Raw genomic sequence first — 21508 nt, 5'->3', positions numbered from 1 at the left:
CTATTAATCTAGTGATAACGACGAAAATATTGGAGGATTCATATGACTAGCGTAATTGAAGTGCAACATTTAAAGAAATCATTTCAATCTGAAAATGCACTAGAGGATGTTTCGTTTACGATTGAAAAAGGTGAAATTTTTGGATTCCTTGGACCAAGTGGTTCTGGTAAAACAACAACAATAAAAATACTTACAGCACAATTAGAGGAAACGGGTGGATCTGCATATGTATTAGGTAAGCCTGCCAAGGAAATGAAGAAAAGCTCAAATCGAAATCGTTTTGGGATACTTACTGATAATAGCGGCTTATATACACGACTATCTATAGAAGAGAATTTATTATTATATAGTAAATTATATAGTTTACCTACCTCTGCAGTTAAAGAGGCATTAGATTTTGTTAACCTATACTCCGAACGTAAAAAGAAAGTTAGTCAATTATCCAAAGGGATGATTCAACGAGTCACATTGGCACGTTCAATCATGCATAAACCAGAATTACTCTTTTTAGATGAACCAACTTCTGCTTTAGATCCTGTCAATACAACACATATTTACAACGGTCTTAGAAAGCTGAATGAAGCTGGTACAACGATTTTCTTAACAACCCATGATATGAGCGAAGCGGAATCTCTTTGTGATCGCATTGCCTTTCTTCACAATGGTCGTATTAAAGCTATCGGAACTCCACAAGAACTAAAGAAACGTTTTAGTAATGACACTATCACAGTTGAGTTAAAAGATGGTTCTAGCCATTATATTGAAAACCGTACGCATGAGGCAAACAAGCTGTATGAATGGATGAAAAATGAACAAATCGAAAAAATCTATACAAACGAGCCAACTTTAGGTGATATTTTTATGCAATTGACAGGGAGTGATTTAATATGAATATAGGACGTATCCAAGCGATATTCGTTAAAGACTATAAGGAATTTACTCGAAATTATGCAGTTTCTACTATGGTACTACTACCATTAGTTTTAGCTTTCCTTTATAACAAAATGGGTATTACTGGGGTTGAAACTTATTTTCTTCCTATTAATTTAGGATTCACAGCTGTAACGACTTTCGTTCAATGCTGTTTAATTGCTGAGGAAAAAGAAAAGAATACTTTAAGAGGTTTAATGTTATCACCAGCAACATTAGGTGACATTTTAATTGGTAAAGGGTTACTTGTCTTTATTGTTTCTGCTGTGACGATTGCACTTACAATATTCCTTTCCGGTTATGAACCTGCCAATCTATTGTTATTAAGCATCGGACTAATCGTGTCTATCATCTTCTATTTAGGGTTAGGTACATTATGCGGATTATTCACAAAATCCATTGTTGAAGCCTCAGTATTCATATTACCTGTTATGGTAGTATTTTCATTCGGGCCATTAGCATTAACAATCGCTGAACAATACCCTATTTTAAAAATTGCAGAATGGTTACCTAGTGCGCAAATTGTTGAATTAGCTTATAAATTAGAAGGTCTATACACCTTAATGGATGTTACAGTTCCGATTCTTGTCATTATTGCTTGGAGTATCGCAGCATGGATATTAACAGCAATGATTTATAAAAAGAGAATGGTTGATTAATAAAAGTTACCAACATATTGCAAGTTATTATTAGCAAATATTTCTTTAATAGAAAATTGAAAAAGACTAATTCGATAAGCACACTTCCAAGCTTTTCGAATTAGTCTTTATTTTAACAATCCTCAGGTGGAGTATTATGAATATTTGGTGGAGCAGGATTTAATTTTGGTTTTGGAGCAAATGGAACTGGTTTTTCTACATATTTAAATACTCCTTCACCATCCATACTTGGCCCATGTGCCCATCTACCATGTGCACTTTGATTACCTGCAGAATTATTAAATAATACATGCGATACTTCACGATGCTCAAGTTGACGAGGGAAAGTGCTTGGTACAACAATATTTTCTTTTTCTTCTAATTCTTTAATTGCTGCATACCATTGATTTTGGTGCATTGTATCACGAGCTAATAACCAAGCAAGCATATCCTTAACACCACGGTCGTCTGTCATTTCATATAATCTAGCTACTTGTAATCGACCTTGAGATTCTGCTGTTAAGTTCATGCGGAAATCAGCTAGTAAGTTTCCACTAGCAATAATATAATCGGCTGTCCATCTTCTACCGTTACTATCAGATGGCATTGCACCTAAACCTGAAACAATAATGTGTTGTGGGTTCATACCACCAAGAATTGCGTTTATGACAGGGTCTTTTGCTGCTTCTTCTAGCGTTGGTACCGGTGCACCTTCAAGCAGTCTTGCAACCATTGTTGCAAGCATTTCAATATGTCCTAGCTCTTCTGTACCAGTATCTAAAAGTAAATCCCTATATTTCTCGTTACCGCGCACATTCCACCCTTGGAATAAATACTGCATAGCAACAGATATTTCACCCCATTGTCCACCTATAACTTCTTGAAGCATCCTTGCAAAAACCGGATCTGGTCTTTCCGGTTTAGCATGATACTGCAATTCTTTCACATGATAAAACATAAGTCTATGCTCACTCTCCTCAAATTATAACTAACTGTAACTTATGCAAGAGTGAACTTATTTGGTACTACTAAGTAAACATTAAATAGAAGTTTAATTTAAAAAAGTTAATAATTTATAAATTTTTGTAAATAATAATATTGAGGTCCTAATACATCTGAAATTTTGGAGGTCTCACTATGGACATTATCAATGAATATTCTATCCCTGCTTACCTTGAATCGAATGAGCTAACTTTCGAACTAGAGACCGTTGTAGGTTTTGAACATATTATTTTCCCAGTTCAAGCTAGTGAATATGAATTGAAACCGCAAGTTGAGGTAAATGTTGACCTAGAACTAGATAAACAAACTCAAAAAAGTGTGGATGAAGGTCATTCCCCATGGAGACTTGATCCACTATTTACAGCTCAAGTTTTTACCAGTTTGCATTTATTTCCTGAAGGTATAGTTGGAGATTTTCCTATTGAGTATGAAAATTTAAAGCTAATCTCTAGCAACAACGAATCAGCAATTGTTCAAGTTGACGATTCAGATACGAATATTAATATGGTCTATTTAAAAAGACTTATTCGACAAGATGAAACCGGAATATGGTCAGTTGTTGGATATGATATTTCTAAATAAAAAAACCGATTTGTCACAATTAAGTGACAAATCGGTTTTTCATTAAGGAGCTTATTTTATTACTCTACATCTTTCGTCCATTCAGCAACTTTGTCTGGGTGAGCTTCAACCCATTTAGCAGCAGCATCTTCAGGTGACGTTCCCGAATTAATATCAAGCATTACCTCTTCCATATCTGCACTCGTCCAGTGGAAGGCGTCAATCACTTTAAATGCTTCCGGTAAATCTTCTTCTAAGCCTTGACGAGCAAATGTGTTAATAGTTTCTTCCCCACCATAAACACCTTGAGGATCCTCTAAATATTTCAAGTCATATGCAGCAAACTTCCAGTGTGGTGACCAGCCTGTAACAATAATTTCTTCTTCACTTTTAATCGCCTGATCTAAAGCTACTGTCATTGCTCCAGAAGATGAAGGTACAAGTTCCCAGCCATTTAAATTTGCATATTCCGCAATTGCATTTTCAGTAGCAGCCATTACTCCCGCACCTGCTTCGATACCTGTAATTTTCATGTCTGCTTCTCCTGATAAGTCAGCGATAGAATTAGCTTCCATATAAGTTGGAACAACTAATCCAATTTTAGCACCTGATAGGTTTTCTCCTAATTCTACTAAACCATCTTTATATCTTTCATATTGTGCGGCATGAGTTCCTGGTAACCATCCAGCTACCATTGCATCTGCTTCTCCAGTTGATACTGCTTCCCACATAATTGCATTATCTAAAGGAGTTAGTGTAACATCATAACCTAAGTCTTCTAAAACTTTTCCTACAACATGTGTTGATGCAATTTCACTATCCCATTCTACATACGCTAAATTAACCGCTTTTGATCCAGTATCAGCTTTTGATTCTTCATTATTGGTTGTTGTACTATCATCTGATCCACATGCAGCTAACATCGCTCCTAAACCAAGCGTTAAACCTAGCATCTTTAGTTTTTTGAATTTCATGCTATTTATCTCCCTTTCACCCAAACTTTTAATATTTAAACAAAAGTATTAATTTTGTATAAACCAAAAGTATAATAATTATTTTTTCGGCATTAAGTCCTCAATGGAATCAATGTCCATGTATGCAGGAACAACTAATCCTGTTTTTGTACCTGTTAAGTTTGGACCTAAATCGACAATATCTTCTTTATATTTTTCATAGAAAGAACCATGTGTATTTGGCAACCACGGTGCAACACTTGCATCGCCTTCAGCTGTGGCGATTGCTTGGAACATAATTGCTGGGTCAACTGGAGTTAGAGTTACATTGTAACCTTGTTGTTCTAATACAATTTTCATCACTTGGCCAGAAGCACGTTCTGTATCCCAAGGTGTGATAACTAGTTCAATATCTACTCCATCTACCTTCTCTACACCTTCTGTCCATTCGCTTACTTTATCAGCATTTTCGTCAATCCAATTTTGGGCAGCCTCTTCAAAAGGTATTTCTTGAGCAGCATACATTACAGCCTCCATATCTTCTGGTTCCCAGTAGAAACGATCGAGAATTGTATAAGCTTCAGGCATGTCTTCTTCCAAACCTTTTCTTGTAATTGTATTAATATCTTCAGCCCCACCTAATGTTCCTTTAGGGTCTTCCAAGTATTTCAAATCGTATGCAGAGAACTTCCAGTGTGGATTCCAACCTGTTACGATAATCGGCTCCTCATTTTTAATAGCTTGATCTAAAGCACCAATCATCCCTGCAGTTGAACTTTCTAGAAGTGTCCAACCTTCTAAGTTTTCATATTCTTCTAAAGTATTTAGTGTTAGTTGAGTTATACCTGCTCCCGGTTCAATACCAGTAATTGTATAATCTAATGCTTCACCTAAACTATCTGATGCTGTTTCTTGCCCACTTCCATTTGAACCTTCTTCACTACTGCCACACGCGGCTAATAGTAGAGTAAAGGATAATATTGCAGTTATTCCTAACTTCTTCTTTAAACTCTTCATTTTTTCGTCTCCCTTTGTCTAAACAAACAGCCTCGGTAAAGACTACTCATTTGAATTTTTAATTACATTAAAATTTCACATTCTATTGTTTCTTTTTATTGAAACTTTGAGTTAAACGGTCAAATATAATAGCCAATATTACTAAACTGATACCGGCTACAAAGCCATTACCAACTTGAGCTCTTTGTAATGCAGATAATACATCTCTTCCTAATCCTGGCGCACCAATCATAGATGCTATTACAACCATTGATAATGATAGTAATACAGTTTGGTTAATACCCGCCATTATTGTAGATTTTGCTAGAGGCAATTCAACCTTAGTGAGCTTTTGCCAACCCGTACTTCCATATGATTCAGATGCTTCTACTAATTCTTTCGGCACTTGTCTAATACCTAAATTTGTAAAGCGAACTGTTGGTGGAAGAGCGAAAATAACTGAGGCAAATACACCTGGAACTACACCTATTCCGAAGAATGCAACTGCTGGTATTAAGTAAACAAAACCAGGCATTGTTTGCATAAAGTCTAATACTGGCTTAATAATTGCTTCTGCAACTGAGTTTTTTGACATTAATATTCCTAAAGGAACACCAATAATAATTGCAATCAAACTCGCAAATATAACAAGAGTGATTGTGTTCATTAGTTCTTCCCAAAGTCCTTGGTTATAAATTAAAAATAGACCAACGATTGAAAATACTGCTAAACCAAACTTCCTTTTTGTAGCGAAAAATGCGATTACCCCTATTATTAATATAAAAAGAATTGGGGGTATTAAAATTAGTAAATCTGTAACAGATTCCATTGCATATTTTCCGCCTTTTTGAATCGAATCAAAAAGAGGTGCAAGGTTACTTGTTAACAGATCCATGAACCATTCGACAGATTTAGCTATAGGAATAGTCGGTACAAAATCAAGAAACTGACTCATGTTCTGTCACCCCCTCATTACTTGTAGAGAGGGTTTCAATAACAACGCCTCTAATTAAAACGCCAACTAATTTTTGTTCACGTACGACTGCTAGTGGTGTTTTCGAATCAGAAATTACACTTAGCACATCTTGAATGAACGTATCTGGCTGAACAGTTGGCATATCTGTTCTTAAATAGTTTGATAGATTACTTTCACCACGTTTTGAAGCTTCTAATGCATCATCTGCAGTTATATAACCTTTAAACTCTCTCATTTTATTGACAGCAAGAACTACACTTACTTCCTCTTCTCGCATTGTTTGTAGAGCCACTTTAGGGCCATCAATATCAATATTTATTGAAATCGGACGAATCATTGCATTTTCAACTGTTAGAACTTTCGAACGGTCAACATCTTCCAAGAATGATCTAACATAATCGTTAGCAGGGTTCGTTAATATTTCTTCCCCTGTACCAATTTGAATAATTTCGCCATCTTTCATTAACGCAATCCGGTCACCAATACGTAACGCCTCATTTAAGTCATGTGTAATAAAGATAATTGTCTTTTTCATTTTTTGTTGCAAATCGAGTAACTCGTCTTGCATATCTTTACGGATTAAAGGATCGAGCGCAGAAAAAGCTTCATCCATTAGCAGGATGTCAGGGTCATTTGCTAATGCTCTTGCTAAGCCAACACGTTGTTGCATACCACCTGATAATTGGCTTGGATATTGGTCTTTATATGGTAATAACCCCGCATTATCTAAAGCCTTTTCTGCTTTCAATCGTCTTTCTTCTTTTGAAATTCCGCGAATTTCTAAACCATATTCTGTATTTGCTAGTACAGTTCTTTGTGGGAATAAGCCGAAGTTTTGAAACACCATACTCATTTTCTCCCTACGGACTTTAATGAGCTGTTGTTTGTTCATTTTGGAGATATTTTCGCCATCTATATAGATGTTTCCACTCGTGGGTTCAATGAGGCGGTTTAATAAACGAACTAATGTAGATTTACCACTACCTGAAAGTCCCATAATAACAAAGACTTCGCCTTCTTTAACGGTAAAATTGGCATTGTATACACCAATTGTTGCACCCGTTTGTTTCAATATTTCAGTCTTGCTTTTATTCTGCTCGACTAGCTTTAATGCTTGATTAATATGCCTACCGCTACCAAATATTTTAGACACATTTTCAATCTTTATCTTATCCATATCATTCTCCTCTCCATCCAATTAGTAAGTATTTCCCAATTATCTAAGTGACAACCTAATGTTAACAAAGAGTTGTTACTTGTGTCAATCTTCCAATCTTGTAAACTACCTTACAAAACAATAGAAAAAGGTCTACGAATACCTTTATATAAAGTATCCGCAGACCCACTAATATGAATATAAAAATTTCTCAACACGTTCTAAACTTTCGTCATTTCCTATGAAATAAATAATGTCATTTGGTTCAATTGTAATATACGGTCCAGGTGATACAAATAAGTCTTGCCCTCTTTTTATACCCACGATTGTAGCTGATGTATTTTGCCAAAAGTTGATTTCTCCAATTGAACGAAAAATATATGGTGATTGTTCTAAAACTTCGATTTGAAAAGGGACAAAGGGATTTACGGACCTAAATCTTTCAGTTCGATTAACTAATCGGTCAGTAATCTCCTGTAAATAGTTTAGTTCCTCTCTTTGGCGTTTCAAACTTTCTAACACTTCTAACTGAATTTGATGGACTGATTGTACATCTAGAAATTGTTGAACAAATTGAGCTGCCTTTTCGTAGGATTTTATCATAACCCCACTACCTTTTGTTGCCTCTACAATTTCCAAGTCTTGTAAGACCGCAATTGCCCTTCTAGCTGTTTCGGATGAAACACCATATTGGCTTGCTAGAGAAGATCTAGCATAAATTTTTTCACCAACAACATATTTTTTTTCTACAATCTTTGATGCAATATCAGCTGCAATCTTTGCATATTTCGGCTGTCTAACTTGTACCTTTTTTTGCTCCATTTTTCATAACCTCGCACGGGAAACCCCGCATATTTTCATACATTCTCCATCTTAAGATAATTTCATTTAAGTTACTAGTGAAATAATTCCAACACATCGTAATCCAAACTCAAATAATTTTTTCAGTTATAAGTTATTGACCTTCACGTTACGTTAACCTATATGATTGAAATACAGGAGGGATTAAACATGGAATATACAATTAGCAAGCTTGCCAAATTAGCAAATGTTAGCGCGCGAACATTACGCTATTATGATGAAATCAACCTACTCAAACCAGCAAGAATTAATAGTTCAGGATACAGAATCTATGGACAAATAGAAGTTGATCGACTTCAACAAATATTGTTTTTTAGAGAGCTTGATGTTGAATTAGACACTATTATTTCTATTATGAACAATCCTGAATTCGATAAAACAAAAGCATTACAAACACATTTAAGTAAACTTGAAGAAAAAAAATCCCGACTGGAAAAATTAATTAGTACGGTGGAGAATACCATCGCCCACGAGAAAGGAGAAATTCTTATGTCAAATGAGCAAAAATTCGAGGCATTTAAAGATAAGTTAATTTCTGAGAATGAAGAAAAATATGGTGAGGAAATTCGAGAAAAATACGGTGAGAAAACAGTTGAAGAGTCGAACAAAATATTCAAAAATATGTCCCAAGAAAAATATGATGTAATGGTAAAGTTAGGAGAAGAAGTTTTAGAACTTCTAACAAAGGCTCTAGAAACTGGCGATCCCACATCTACAATTGCACAAGAAGTAGCTTTAAAACATAAACAGTGGCTAACGTTTACTTGGCCTTCTTATTCAAAGGAAGCGCATAGAGGCCTTGCAGATATGTATGTAGCCGATGAACGCTTTAAAGCTTACTACGAAAAATGTGGAGACGGCGCTACTGAGTTCTTAAAAGAAGCAATTTACACTTTTACTGAGTAAAACTAGATAATTATATTTTTAACTGGTGGGTTAATGAATATCCCACCAGTTTTTTTATCTCTTATATAAATGTTAACTGTTCGAATGATTTTTTACATATTGGAAACTATAAAAGAGAACTTACCTGAATGTTTATAAGTACCATCAATTCTGTATAAAGGAGCTCTTTGTCAATGCAAAACAATGAAAACAAATTGATGAAAATTCAATACGAATATGACAATCAGGAATACATAATTATCAATAGATGTCCTCATTGTAACTTAGATATTCATCCTACCGTTCAGAGTCAATACTCTTTTGAAAATAACAATTATAAAGTTTCAGCATTATCTTTAACATGCCCATCGTGTAAACGAGATTATTTTATTTTTAATGATTTTCGTGAGGATACAATTGGCTTAGAAAGGTTTATCATTTCTAATCCTAAATACGGTTTTAGTGAAAATGCACTTGTGAAAAACACATCAAAAAAATTCCAAAGTTTATATATGCAATCTATTAATTCCGAACTGTTAGGACATTTAGATATTGCCTTTTTCGGATACGTTAAGTCCCTTGAAATTTTAATTAAGGAAATTGCTACTGTCCAACATCCCGAATCAGAAGATGTTATTCTTTTTTCCAATTTAATCTCCTGTCTTGAACAATTTCATGCTACTAATATGCATCTGTTTTCAAAAAAGCTACTTGAAATCTTGAAAAATGATTATCTATTCTACTACAAAACGGAAGATTACGAAGCCTCTTCGGAACTTGTTAAAGATTGCATCAATTACTTTTTACTATATTTAGAACTATTATTAAAAACATTCTCATTAAATAATCAAACGAAATCGGAAAAACCATCTAAATAAGAAGAAAGGGGTTGTTTATTGTGCCTAAAATCGTATCAGTGAGTACATACCAGCCACCATATTCTATGGAACAATCCAACTTAGAACTATTAACTAGAGAGCTCTTTCAAGATAAATTTCAACAGCTCGACAGATTACTTAAAGTATTTGAAAATGGTGAGATTCAATCACGACAATTTTGTGTACCTGTAGAATGGTATAAACAAGAGCATACATTTGAAGAACGCAACGATTTGTATATTGAACTTGCTACTAAATATAGCGTCGAGGTGATAAAAAAGTGTCTTGGAAACCTTAACTTTCTTAAAAAACCCATTTCGCCTGAAGATGTGAACGCAATATTTTTTGTAAGTAGTTCAGGAATTTCTACACCTAGTATTGATGCACATGTATTAAATTTAATGAACTTTTCTAATCGAGTTAAAAGGATCCCCATTTGGGGGCTTGGCTGTGCAGGAGGGGCTTCAGGTATTAGTAGAGCCTTTGACTACTGTCGTGCACACCCAAAGGAGAAGGTCCTCGTCGTATGTGTAGAATTATGTAGTTTAACATTCCAAAAAAATGATTACTCCAAAAGTAACCTAGTCGGAGCTTCATTATTTGCAGATGGAGTTGCTTGCGCCTTAGTATGTGGAGACGAAGTGAATATTCAAACGAAAAAACCGATTCCTTCTATATTAAATACTGCATCTAACTGGATGCCTGATTCTCTAGACGTAATGGGCTGGGATATTAAAAATGATGGTTTTCACGTTATATTCTCAAAAGATATCCCTTCTATAATAACTAAGTGGCTCGGTCCCTTTATTCATGATTTTTTACTAGAAAATGGAGTTTCACAAAAAGATATTAACCACTTTATTGCACATCCTGGAGGTAAAAAAGTATTAAAAGCATATGAAGACGCTTTAAATCTAACTACTGATGACACTTTAATTTCAAGAGAGGTTTTAAGATTACACGGTAATATGTCTTCTCCAACTGTACTTTATGTACTTGAACAATATATGTTAAATGATTGTAGTGTAGATGATTACGGCTTAATGGTTGCACTTGGGCCTGGATTTAGTGGCGAAACAGTTTTACTTCAATGGAGGGATTTGGGATGATTTTTTTAATTATTATTACTCTTGTTATCGTGCAAAGAATTATTGAATTAATTATTGCGAAACGAAATGAAGCACTCATGCTATCAAAAGGTGCATATGAAGTTGGTAAAGAACATTATCCTTATATGATTGCATTTCATACCTTTTTCTTTTTAAGTTTAATGTTTGAAGTTATGTATTTCCAGCTTACTACCTCTGTCCTTTTTCCAATTCTTTTCTCCTTCTTTATAATTGTCCAGTGTATTCGAATTTGGTGTTTAACTTCTTTAGGACAGTTTTGGAATACAAAGATCATTATATTACCCGGCACGAATGTAGTTAAGAAAGGTCCATATAAATTTTTCCGACATCCCAACTATGTTGTTGTATGTACTGAAATAGTTCTTTTACCATTAATGTTTGAAGCATATTTCACGGCAATAGTATTTACTATATTAAACTTCGCAATGTTATCCGTAAGAATTCCTATTGAAGAAAAAGCTTTAATGGAAAAAACAAATTATACTCAACAATTTAAGAGAAATGCCTCAATCTCTTAAACACACATAAAAATATATAAATAATAGAAAAATGTTAGAAATTTAACGAAGAAAAGCGTATAATTTTCATTGTATGTTCAAATAATATTCATTATTTTTTGTATTGTTAAACATTTCATAAAAATTGGTTTTACATACATGTTGTTATTAATTTTTCAATTCTTTAAAATGAGCGGTTGATAATTATATTATTTATATTATGATAAAGTTGGTAAACCTATTTTAATTTAAAAAATTTACATTATGTATGTAATTTCGATCATAAAGCACAACTTTATGTGAAATGATTTACAAACTTCCAAATTTCTGTCTTTAAATTGGCGACAGAATGTTAAGAAAAGGAGAATGGAAATGTCAGAAGAATTGATTAACCAAGCTCAATCAACAGTATCGAGTACACAAGACCTACTTGACCAATTATTAAAACCAGAAGTTCAGCAATCTTTAACTACATTAGTTGAACAATTACCAAAATTAGCTGAGGTTGTAACGTTATTAACACAAGCATATGACTTCGCAAAATTGGTTTCGACAGATGATGTACTTAAAAATGATACAGTAAGTGCTGTAAAAGAAGTTGCAGAACCTGTTATTGGAACTGTTAAAACAGTTGCTCAAAACGCGATTGAAGCAAAAGAACGTGCAGAATCTACTAACGAAGCAGTTGGTTTATTCGGCGTATTAAGATTACTAAAAGATCCAGAAGTTCAAAACGTATTACGTTTTGTAAATGCATTTCTTCAAGTAACAGCAGAACGTAAAAACCAATAACAGATCGTTTAGATAATTAAAGTTAAGGACGGAGGATATATATGTCAAAAGAAATCGTCATCTTAGGTGCGGGTTACGGCGGTTTACTTACTGCTCAAACATTACGTAATTACTTAGGTAAAGAAGAAGCAAAAATAACTGTGGTGAATAAATACCCAACACACCAACTAATTACTGAATTACATCGTTTAGCTGGTGGCACAATTGCGGAAAAAGCAATCTCTTTCCCTCTTGAAAAGTTATTCAAAGGAAAAGATGTAAAAGTGGTTGTTCAAGAAGTAAAATCTTTCTCAGTTGAAAACAAGGAAGTATTTTTAGCAAATGGAACTGTAATTCCTTACGATATTTTAGTTGTTGCTTTAGGAAGCCAAACTGGATACTTCGGTATCCCTGGATTAGAAGAAAATAGTATGGTATTAAAATCTGTTGAAGATGCAAACAAAATTAGTAATCATATCGAAAGCAAGATTGCTGCATTTGCAAAATCAAATGATGCTGCTGATGGCACAATCGTAATTGGTGGAGGCGGTTTAACTGGTGTTGAACTAGTTGGGGAAATCGTTGATAACCTACCAAACATTACTGTTAAATATGGCGTAGATCCAAAAGATATTCAAATTAAACTAGTAGAAGCTGGTCCTAAAATCCTTCCGGTATTACCAGACGATTTAATCCAACGCGCTACTGAATCTCTAGCTAAGCGTGGGGTTGAGTTCTTAACTGGTCTTCCTGTTACATCAGTTGAAGGTAATGTTATCTCATTAAAAGATGGATCTACAATTACTGCAAATACATTTGTTTGGACAGGTGGAGTAGCTGCACTTCCTGTAGTTCAAGAATCTGGTCTTGAGTGTGATCGTGGTAAAGCAATTATCGATGAGTACTTACGTTCAAAATCTCATCAAGATGTATTTGTTGTGGGTGATGCTTCTGTTGCACTTCCAGCAGACGGCGGTCGTCCATTATATGCGCCAACTGCTCAAAACGCTTGGCAAATGGGTGAATTCGCTGGATATAACATTTTTGCTTCTATCAGAGGTCAAAAATTAAAAGAATTCTCACCAATTGATTCTGGTACTCTTGCAAGTCTTGGACGTAAAGATGGAGTTGCTACAGTTGGTGGAAACAAAATTCCACTTAAAGGTCTACCAGCTTCATTAATGAAAGAAGCAAGTCATGTTCGTTATTTATCACACATTAAAGCTTTATATGGCTTAGCTTATTAATACTAAAATTTACAATGAAAGTGCTGATTCTATGGAATCAGCACTTTATTTTTAAAATGCGCTTTTTTAACCAACGAGTCTAAAGGTGGGACATCTATGAGCGAAAATAAATCTACTACAAATAACCCAATTTACCCTATTATGATTGCTATTGGAATCGCACATCTCATTAACGATACTATGCAATCTGTCGTCCCAGCTATGTTCCCTATATTTTCAAGAGACTTAGGCTTAACTTTTACACAACTAGGAATAATCACATTTGTCTTAAACATGGTGTCTTCCTCATTACAGCCAGTTGTTGGGTTCGTGAGTGATAAAAAACCTATGCCTTACGCATTACCAATCGGGATGATTAGTGCTTTTATAGGCTTACTTATGCTAGTATTTGTAAAACAATATTGGGTAATTATTATTGCTGTAATCTTTTTAGGCTTTGGATCGGCTATTTTCCATCCCGAAGGTTCAAAAGTTTCCTTTATGGCCGCTGGAAATAAAAGAGGACTCTCTCAATCAATCTATCAAGTCGGTGGGAACTCTGGACAAGCACTCGCCCCATTAATAAGTGCATTTGTTTTAGATGCATTAGGACAACGTGGAGCAGCAATTGTTTTATTATTAACTGCTATAGGTATTGTATTACTATTTAAAATTTCAAAATGGTATGTACGTCAATTAGAGGCGGAAAAAAACTCTAAGAAAAAGAAAAAATTGCTCGTTTCTTCATTACCACCTTTGACTAAAAAACAAATTCAAATTGCGATTACATTATTGTTTATAGTCATTTTCGCTCGTTCCTTTTACACAACAAATATTTCTAACTTCTACGTATTTTACTTGATGGATCATTATGGATTAACGCTACAACTCGGACAAGTGTTTATCTTTATATTTATGGCTGTAGGTGTGATTGGTACTTTTTTTGGTGGATCACTTTCTGATCGAATTGGACGTAAAAATGTTATTTTACTTTCCGTAGTTGGTCCGATGCCATTTTGTTTACTATTACCATATGTTCCTATATGGCTCGTTCCAGTATTTTTAGTTATTATTGGAACATTAATTATGATTAGTTTTTCAGTAACTGTTATCTATGCTCAAGAGCTAGTTCCAACAAAAATCGGTACCATGGCCGGTTTAACAACAGGCTTTGCCTTTGGTATGGGTGCTGTTGGTGGAGTGGTCATCGGTATGTTACTAGATATCATAGGGATTGCAATGACAATGCAAATCGTTTCAATTCTTCCATTACTTCTTATCGTTTCGTTCTTTTTACCAAGAGATAAGGTAGAAAAAGTCGCATAAAAAAATAAGGAGCTGAAATTTCAGCTCCTTAAAATTACTTTCTATTCGCCTTTCTTCTAAATAACCAAATGAAAAATACGATACCGATTAATGCAATTAATGCGTAAGCGATGTTAGAATACGTATCCATATACGCTACAATCGCATCCCAGTTTTCTCCCACTTTAGATCCTAATGTTATTAAGACAATGTTCCAAATGAAAGTACCTACAGTTGTTAGTACTAAAAACAACCAAAAATTCATTTTAGACATCCCAGCAGGTAACGATATTAAACTTCTTATTAACGGAACGAATCGACAAAAGAAAACGGTCCAAACACCATATTTTTTGAACCAATCATTTGCTTTGTAAATATCTTCGTTTGTAAGCCTTAAAAAGCGTCCCCACTTATCTACAAATCTACCGATTCGCTTAATCCCTACAATCCTACCTATATCATATAATGCAATTGCCCCAGCAACAGATCCTAAAGTAGAGGCTATCACTACCCCAACAATTGTTAGGTCCGATTGAGTAGTCATATATCCGCCAAAAGTTAAAATAACCTCCGATGGAATTGGTGGGAATATATTTTCTAACATAATTAATAGAAAGACTCCAATATAACCGAAATCCTCCATTATATTTGTAATCCAACTTTCCATCGATCATACTCCTTAAAAACATGACTTCTAAATAAATTGTGTCCAATAGACTTTGCCATAAAACATCATTAAAAATCAACTAATTCTACATTTTATTTTTTAAATTATGTGAACAAGCTAAAGTCTATTCCTTTATATGCTATGAGAATGTAAAAATTAAAAAGAGTCAACAAGAATTATCCTGTTGACTATATTAACTCATTAAATTATTCATTTCCATTTTGCAATTTGAGCATCCGTACCATAAACATAATGTTTAGGTGCTACTTCATGTACACTTGCCGTACCATCTACTACCTCATGTTCATAAGGAATTCTAACTCTCTGTCTTTCAGAAAGTGGATCTGGATGTGGAACTGCTGATAATAAAGATTTAGTATATGGATGGATTGGATTATTATAGATCTCATCCGCATCTCCCAGTTCAACAATTTTCCCATGATACATAACTGCAATACGATCACTTATATATTTAACCATCGATAAATCGTGGGCTATGAATAAATACGTTAAGTTACGTTCTCTTTGTAATTTTTTAAGTAAGTTTACTACTTGTGCTTGAATAGATACATCGAGGGCAGAGATTGGCTCATCCGCGATAATAAAGCTTGGATTTAAGCTTAATGCACGAGCAATACCAATACGTTGACGCTGACCTCCAGAGAACTCATGTGCGTAACGATTTGCATGTTCTTTGTTTAATCCAACAGCTTCAAGTAATGTACCTATTCTTTCTTGACGTTCCTTCTTGTTTTTGTAAAGACCATGTATTTCGAAGCCTTCACTAATAATTTCCCCTGCTGTCATACGAGGATTTAAGGATGCATACGGATCTTGGAAAATCATTTGCATTTCACGGTTAAACTCTTTTAACTCTTTACGTGATTTTACAGCGTTAATATTTTTCCCTTTAAAAATAATTTCTCCATCTGTAATATCATATAGTCGAATAATTGAGCGTCCTGTTGTAGATTTACCACTACCTGATTCCCCAACTAGTCCTAACGTTTCACCTTCATATACATCAAAACTTATACCATCAACAGCTTTGATGGGATTAGAAGGAGAGCCGAAATACTGCTTTAAATTTTTTACTTCTAGTAATTTATTTGCCACGAGTTTCAGCCTCCTTCAAATAGCCTTCGATTCTTTTCTGAATTGCATCAGGAATTTCAATTTTTGGTGCACTCGGGTGCAGTAACCATGTTTTTGCATAATGCGTATCAGAAACTTTAAACATTGGTGGTTCTTTTTCGTAGTCAATCGCTAATGCATATTCATTACGCGGTGCAAATGCATCTCCAACAGGTGGATCTAATAAGTTTGGTGGCGAACCTGGTATTGTACGTAACTCTTCTTGTGAATCATTTTTAAGGTCCGGCATAGAACCTAATAACCCCCAAGTATATGGATGTCTTGGGTTATAGAAAATTTCATTTACAGTTCCATATTCAACGATTTGCCCAGCATACATAACAGCAACACGGTCTGCAATGTTAGCAACTACACCTAAATCGTGAGTAATGAAAATAATAGCTGTATTACGTTCTTTTTGAATTTCTTTCATTAACTCTAGTATTTGCGCTTGGATCGTTACATCAAGCGCTGTTGTAGGCTCGTCCGCAATTAATAACTTTGGATCTGCCGCTAAAGCAATTGCAATAACAACACGTTGACGCATACCACCACTAAATTCATGTGGATATTGTCTGAAACGTCTTTCAGGCATTGGTATACCTACTTGACGTAGAAGTTCGATAGCACGCTCTTTTGCTTCCTGCTTGGAAACTTTTTTATGTTTTAAAATTACTTCAGTAATTTGATAGCCAACACGCATTGTTGGGTTCAAAGCAGTCATTGGATCTTGGAAAATCATCGCAATGTCATTTCCTCGAACTTTTGACATTTCCTTCTCAGTAAGCGGAAGAAGGTCTTTTCCGTCAAATAATATTTCTCCTCCTGCGTAAATACCAGGTGGTTGAGGAATTAACTTCATGAGTGCGTTACTCGTTACACTTTTACCTGATCCCGATTCACCAACAATCGCTAGTGTCTCACCTTCGTGTAGGTCAAAACTAACACCGCGAACTGCTTGGACGATACCCGCATATGTTTTGAAGTTTACCTTTAAATCGTTTACTTCTAACAATTTTTTACTCATTTTCTCACCTTCCTCTATTTACGTAGTTTTGGATCTAGTGCATCTCGTAAGCCATCACCAACGGCGTTAAATGCAAAAATTGTTATTGAGATTAAAAATGCAGGGAAGAATAAACGCCATGGTGCAGTAATAATTGCTTTGTTACCATCTGACGCCATCGTACCCCAACTTGCTTCTGGTTGTGGAACACCTAGCCCTAAGTAGCTTAAGAATGATTCAGTGAAAATAGCAGATGGGATTGTCAATGTCATTGTTACTAAAATCGCTCCCATTGCATTTGGTACTAAATGTTTTCTAATTAAATGCCATGTGTTTGCACCTAAAGTTCTCGCAGCAAGTACATACTCTTGACTTTTAATAGATAATACTTGACCACGTACAATACGTGCCATGTTTACCCATCCTGTTAAAGAAAGAGCGATAATCATAGTTGTAATACCAGGCTCTAAAACTACAAGTAAAATAATAACAACAAGTAAATAAGGTACAGCAGATAAAATATCAGCAATACGCATCATAATGTTGTCTACACGTCCACCTGCTAGTCCTGAAATACTACCCCATAAAACACCTATAACTAAATCGATTAAAGCAGCAGCAATACCGATGAATAGTGAAATACGAGCACCGTACCAAGCACGTACAAAGACATCACGACCAAGATCATCAGTTCCAAACCAGTGTGCAGCCGATGGTGGCGCATTGTAATTTCCTAATTGATCACTAAAAGAGTAAGGAGAGAAAATAGGAACAAAAATGGCCATTAAAGTAATAATTGCTAATATAAAAATTCCGAAAATAGATAATTTATTTTGAGAGAAGCGAATCATAACTTCTTTCCAAAACGACACGGATTTCTTTGCTAACTTGTCTGTATCTGCATTACGTCCACCGACAACTTTAAACATCTCGGGTGACAGATTTTCAATATGTTCGTTCTGTTTTGTCATTATTTTTTCGCTCCTTTCAATTTAATTCGTGGATCAACAATACTGTACAGAATATCTACTATTAATACCGCAAACAACAGAATGATTGCATAGAAAACAGTAGTACCCATAATAACTGTGTAATCACGGTTAGTTATACTTGTTACAAAGTGTTTCCCTAATCCCGGGATAGCAAAAATTTGTTCAATAATGAAACTACCTGTAACTACCCCTGCTGTTAGTGGCCCTAAGTAAGTAAGAACTGGTAGTAGAGCATTTCTTAGTGAATGTTTAAACACAGTAGTCCACTTACCAAGCCCTTTTGCACGAGCCATTTTCACATAATCACTATTATTTTGTTCTAACATACTAGAACGAGTTAATTTCGCTATGAATCCCATATGTGTAATCGCTATCGCAAACGCCGGTAAAATACTATAAGCAAATCCTTTCCACCCACTTACAGGGAAAAGACCTAATTTGTAAGATAAAAAGTACTGCATTAATCCCGCTAAAATAAATGAAGGTACAGAAATACCTAAAACTGCAATTGTTGATGCTACATAATCAGGGAAACGATTATGATAAAGAGCAGCAATTACACCAAATAATATTCCCAACCCTACTGCTAAAAACATCGCCTGTAACCCTAAAGTTAATGAAACCGGGAAACTTTCTGCAATGATATCATTAGTAGAGCGCCCCTTATACTTCATTGATTCACCAAAATCAAACGTAACAGTATCGATTAAATAATCCTTATATTGAATGTACCAAGGATTATCTAATCCATATTTAGCATTCAATTGCTCTTCAATCTTCGGTGGGAGTTCACGTTCACTTGCAAATGGGCTCCCTGGCGCAAGTCTCATTAAGAAAAATGTCGCACTAACTATAATAAATAACGCAATCAGAATATAGATTAATCTATTTAAAATGTACTTTACCATACCTTGTCCCTCCTTTTTCTTTAATAGAAAATTAAAAGACACAGTTTAATCAGCGGTAAACCGTTGTCTTTTTTTAGAAAATATGTAAAACATATGCTATTTTCCCGTTAAATAAAACAAAGGCTGCTTGTCATCGAAAGTCGATTAAAACAGCCCTTGTACTATTACCATCAATGTAAATAGTAACTTTAAATAATTAAATTATTATTTGTTAATATCTACATATTTTAAATAGACGTTACCTAGTCCATCAGGTGCCATATTTTTTACATAATCTTTTTTAACATGAAGATTTGAGTAGTTGTAAACTGGTGCAACTGGGAACTCACTCATTGCAACTGCTTCTGCTTGTTTAAGTAATGCAATACGTGCTTCTGGATCTGTCTCAACAATTGATTGACTTAATAGGTCAGCATATTGAGCATTTTCCCAACCAGTATCGTTATTACCATTTTCTGCAGAGTCATATTGCTCTAGGAATGAATATGCATCGTTGTAGTCAGCAATCCAACCCATACGTGCAACATCAAAGTCTAACATGTTTAATTTATCTAAGTAAACTTGCCACTCAGAGTTATCAAGTGTTACTTCGATACCTAAGTTTTTAGTCCAACCTTCTTGAACAAATTGTGCAATAACTGCGTGTGCTTCACTTGTGTTCATTGATAATCCAATTTTAATTTCGCTTGGATCAGTAATTCCAAGTTCTTGCATACCTAATTCTAAAGCCGCTTTTGCTTCTTCGATATCGTTATCTTTGAAGTATCCACGGTCTTCTTCAAATCCTTTAATAGCTCCTGGAACCATACCTAAAGCAGGTGATTGTTCACCTTTTAAGATATTGTCGATTAACTCTTGACGGTTAATAGCAAGTGTTAATGCTTTACGGATATTAGCGTTTTTAGTAAATTCACCTGTTGTGTTGAATTTGTACCAGTAAATTGCTGCGTAATCTTCAATATTTAGAATTCCTTCACCTTTGTAACGGTCAATTGCATCTAGTGCTACTGTTTGGAAAGGTGCACCAAGGAAATCAATTTCACCAGCATCAAACATTGTTACTGCTGTTGTTTCATTTTCTACCATGCCAATGCTTACTTTATCTAAAGCAACATTTTCAGCATCCCAATACTTATCGTTTTTCACTAAAGTGATTGAATCACTATGTTTCCATTCAGATAATAAGAATGGACCATTTGTTACGTAATCTTCACCAGCATCAGTGTACCACTCTGGGTTAGCTTCAGCTGTTGCTTTGTGAATTGGGAAATAAGTTTTAAATGCAGTTAATTCTAAGAAGTATGGAGTTGGATTTTCCAATGTAACTTCTAATGTTTTTTCATCTACTACATTAATACCTAAATCTTCTTCTGCACCTTCACCAGAGTTATAAGCTTGAGCGCCTTTAATTGGATAAAGGATTGAAGCGTATTCAGATGCATTTTCAGGGTTTAATGCCCATTTCCATGCATATTCAAAATCTTCTGCAGTAACTGGGTCACCATTAGACCAAGTTGTATCTTTTAAAGTGAATGTATAAGTTAATAAATCATCACTTACTTGTACATCTTCTGCTACCGCGTTTACTACTTCACCATCTTTTAATGTTGTTAAACCTTCAAAAACGTTTTGTAAAATTACACCTGATGTACTATCAGTAGCTAATCCAGGGTGTAATGATGGTGGTTCAGATGCAATTACTAAATTTAATTCTTTAGCAGTTGTACCATCACCATTTTCATTTGATGTTGTTTCTTCGCCGCCAAAGTTACAAGCAGCTAAAACAGCAGATAATACTAATAACATGCTTAATAGTAATAAACTGTTCTTTTTCATGTTGAAATCCCCCAATCTATGTTGTTTTATATTTCCAATTTTTCTGAAAATATTAAGTGAAGTAGCATTTGATATATTATCAGAATTTTATAGTTTTAACAATATAATTATATCATATTATTAAAAACTTCTATTCTTTTTGAAATTTTAAAAAATTTCTATCATGTAAACGCCCCCATTTTAAATTATGTTGAATTTTT

At 34.6% G+C, this 21508-nt stretch carries 22 protein-coding genes; 10 read left to right on the top strand and 12 right to left on the bottom strand.

Annotation, left to right across the window (positions count from 1 at the left end; translation table 11 throughout):
- The first annotated feature begins 42 nt into the window (after positions 1-42).
- Both CRO45_RS14205 and CRO45_RS14200 read left to right on the top strand, forming a co-directional pair.
- Entirely contained in the window at positions 43-891 is an 849-nt protein-coding gene (locus CRO45_RS14205) for an ABC transporter ATP-binding protein (RefSeq protein ID WP_097150291.1), read from the top strand.
- Positions 888-1589, top strand: a complete 702-nt coding sequence (locus tag CRO45_RS14200) for an ABC transporter permease (protein WP_097150290.1) — start codon at positions 888-890, stop codon at positions 1587-1589. The genes CRO45_RS14205 and CRO45_RS14200 overlap by 4 nt, the downstream gene beginning before the upstream one ends.
- Positions 1590-1701: 112 nt before the next feature.
- Here the strand turns inward: CRO45_RS14200 and CRO45_RS14195 are convergent, their stop codons facing one another.
- A complete protein-coding gene (locus tag CRO45_RS14195; RefSeq protein WP_097150289.1) occupies positions 1702-2526 on the bottom strand; it encodes a manganese catalase family protein in 825 nt (274 codons plus the stop codon).
- Between the two features lie 179 nt (positions 2527-2705).
- Between CRO45_RS14195 and CRO45_RS14190 the strand changes: the two genes are divergently transcribed.
- Positions 2706-3152 carry a hypothetical protein gene (locus CRO45_RS14190; protein ID WP_097150288.1) on the top strand — a complete coding sequence of 149 codons (447 nt, stop codon included), beginning with the start codon at positions 2706-2708 and terminating at the stop codon, positions 3150-3152.
- Positions 3153-3211: 59 nt separating this feature from the next.
- Here the strand turns inward: CRO45_RS14190 and CRO45_RS14185 are convergent, their stop codons facing one another.
- The 5 genes from CRO45_RS14185 to CRO45_RS14165 form a co-directional block, all read right to left on the bottom strand.
- Positions 3212-4105 (bottom strand): glycine betaine ABC transporter substrate-binding protein, encoded by an 894-nt coding sequence (locus CRO45_RS14185; protein ID WP_097150287.1) that lies wholly within the window; start codon positions 4103-4105, stop codon positions 3212-3214.
- A gap of 78 nt (positions 4106-4183) precedes the next feature.
- Positions 4184-5101: a glycine betaine ABC transporter substrate-binding protein gene (locus CRO45_RS14180; RefSeq protein WP_097150286.1), complete on the bottom strand. Its 918-nt coding sequence runs from the start codon at positions 5099-5101 to the stop codon at positions 4184-4186.
- 82 nt (positions 5102-5183) lie between these two features.
- Positions 5184-6035, bottom strand: coding sequence for an ABC transporter permease (locus tag CRO45_RS14175; protein ID WP_097150285.1), 852 nt, complete (start codon positions 6033-6035; stop codon positions 5184-5186).
- Positions 6019-7233: a quaternary amine ABC transporter ATP-binding protein gene (locus CRO45_RS14170; RefSeq protein ID WP_097150284.1), complete on the bottom strand. Its 1215-nt coding sequence runs from the start codon at positions 7231-7233 to the stop codon at positions 6019-6021. The genes CRO45_RS14175 and CRO45_RS14170 overlap by 17 nt, the downstream gene beginning before the upstream one ends.
- 168 nt (positions 7234-7401) lie before the next feature.
- On the bottom strand, positions 7402-8034 hold the full coding sequence (locus CRO45_RS14165) for a TrkA C-terminal domain-containing protein (protein ID WP_097150283.1): 633 nt from the start codon (positions 8032-8034) through the stop codon (positions 7402-7404).
- Between the two features lie 189 nt (positions 8035-8223).
- On the opposite strand from CRO45_RS14165, the gene CRO45_RS14160 reads away from it, so the two are divergent.
- The 7 genes from CRO45_RS14160 (at position 8224) to CRO45_RS14130 (ending at position 14786) form a co-directional block, all read left to right on the top strand.
- Complete coding sequence (locus tag CRO45_RS14160; RefSeq protein ID WP_097150282.1) at positions 8224-8979, top strand: MerR family transcriptional regulator; 756 nt, start codon at positions 8224-8226, stop codon at positions 8977-8979.
- A gap of 173 nt (positions 8980-9152) precedes the next feature.
- Positions 9153-9836 carry a hypothetical protein gene (locus CRO45_RS14155; RefSeq protein WP_097150281.1) on the top strand — a complete coding sequence of 228 codons (684 nt, stop codon included), beginning with the start codon at positions 9153-9155 and terminating at the stop codon, positions 9834-9836.
- Between the two features lie 20 nt (positions 9837-9856).
- Positions 9857-10945, top strand: coding sequence for a type III polyketide synthase (locus CRO45_RS14150; RefSeq protein ID WP_097150280.1), 1089 nt, complete (start codon positions 9857-9859; stop codon positions 10943-10945).
- On the top strand, positions 10942-11484 hold the full coding sequence (locus CRO45_RS14145; protein ID WP_097150279.1) for an isoprenylcysteine carboxyl methyltransferase family protein: 543 nt from the start codon (positions 10942-10944) through the stop codon (positions 11482-11484). Before CRO45_RS14150 ends, CRO45_RS14145 begins: the two co-directional genes overlap by 4 nt.
- Before the next feature lie 351 nt (positions 11485-11835).
- Entirely contained in the window at positions 11836-12255 is a 420-nt protein-coding gene (locus tag CRO45_RS14140; RefSeq protein ID WP_097150278.1) for a DUF1641 domain-containing protein, read from the top strand.
- A 41-nt stretch (positions 12256-12296) separates the two neighbouring features.
- Positions 12297-13481, top strand: coding sequence for an NAD(P)/FAD-dependent oxidoreductase (locus tag CRO45_RS14135; RefSeq protein WP_097150277.1), 1185 nt, complete (start codon positions 12297-12299; stop codon positions 13479-13481).
- A gap of 96 nt (positions 13482-13577) precedes the next feature.
- Positions 13578-14786 carry an MFS transporter gene (locus CRO45_RS14130; RefSeq protein ID WP_097150276.1) on the top strand — a complete coding sequence of 403 codons (1209 nt, stop codon included), beginning with the start codon at positions 13578-13580 and terminating at the stop codon, positions 14784-14786.
- A 34-nt stretch (positions 14787-14820) separates the two neighbouring features.
- Here CRO45_RS14130 and CRO45_RS14125 read toward each other — a convergent pair whose 3' ends face one another.
- The 6 genes from CRO45_RS14125 to CRO45_RS14100 all read right to left on the bottom strand — a co-directional run bounded on the left by CRO45_RS14125 (position 14821) and on the right by CRO45_RS14100 (position 21308).
- A complete protein-coding gene (locus tag CRO45_RS14125; RefSeq protein WP_097150275.1) occupies positions 14821-15432 on the bottom strand; it encodes a DedA family protein in 612 nt (203 codons plus the stop codon).
- Between the two features lie 210 nt (positions 15433-15642).
- Entirely contained in the window at positions 15643-16548 is a 906-nt protein-coding gene (locus tag CRO45_RS14120) for an ABC transporter ATP-binding protein (protein ID WP_097150274.1), read from the bottom strand.
- Positions 16538-17593, bottom strand: a complete 1056-nt coding sequence (locus tag CRO45_RS14115; protein WP_097150273.1) for an ABC transporter ATP-binding protein — start codon at positions 17591-17593, stop codon at positions 16538-16540. Before CRO45_RS14115 ends, CRO45_RS14120 begins: the two co-directional genes overlap by 11 nt.
- A 14-nt stretch (positions 17594-17607) precedes the next feature.
- Positions 17608-18543 carry an ABC transporter permease gene (locus CRO45_RS14110; protein WP_097150272.1) on the bottom strand — a complete coding sequence of 312 codons (936 nt, stop codon included), beginning with the start codon at positions 18541-18543 and terminating at the stop codon, positions 17608-17610.
- Positions 18543-19472 carry an ABC transporter permease gene (locus CRO45_RS14105; RefSeq protein WP_097150271.1) on the bottom strand — a complete coding sequence of 310 codons (930 nt, stop codon included), beginning with the start codon at positions 19470-19472 and terminating at the stop codon, positions 18543-18545. The genes CRO45_RS14110 and CRO45_RS14105 overlap by 1 nt, the downstream gene beginning before the upstream one ends.
- A 204-nt stretch (positions 19473-19676) precedes the next feature.
- Positions 19677-21308, bottom strand: a complete 1632-nt coding sequence (locus tag CRO45_RS14100; protein WP_097150270.1) for a peptide ABC transporter substrate-binding protein — start codon at positions 21306-21308, stop codon at positions 19677-19679.
- Positions 21309-21508 lie beyond the last annotated feature (200 nt).

The organism is Ureibacillus acetophenoni, assembly GCF_900220965.1.
In the GTDB taxonomy this organism is placed as follows: Bacteria; Bacillota; Bacilli; order Bacillales_A; family Planococcaceae; genus Ureibacillus; species Ureibacillus acetophenoni.
Note: the sequence above shows the minus strand (reverse complement) of the source record. Positions and strands in the feature narration are given on the sequence as shown.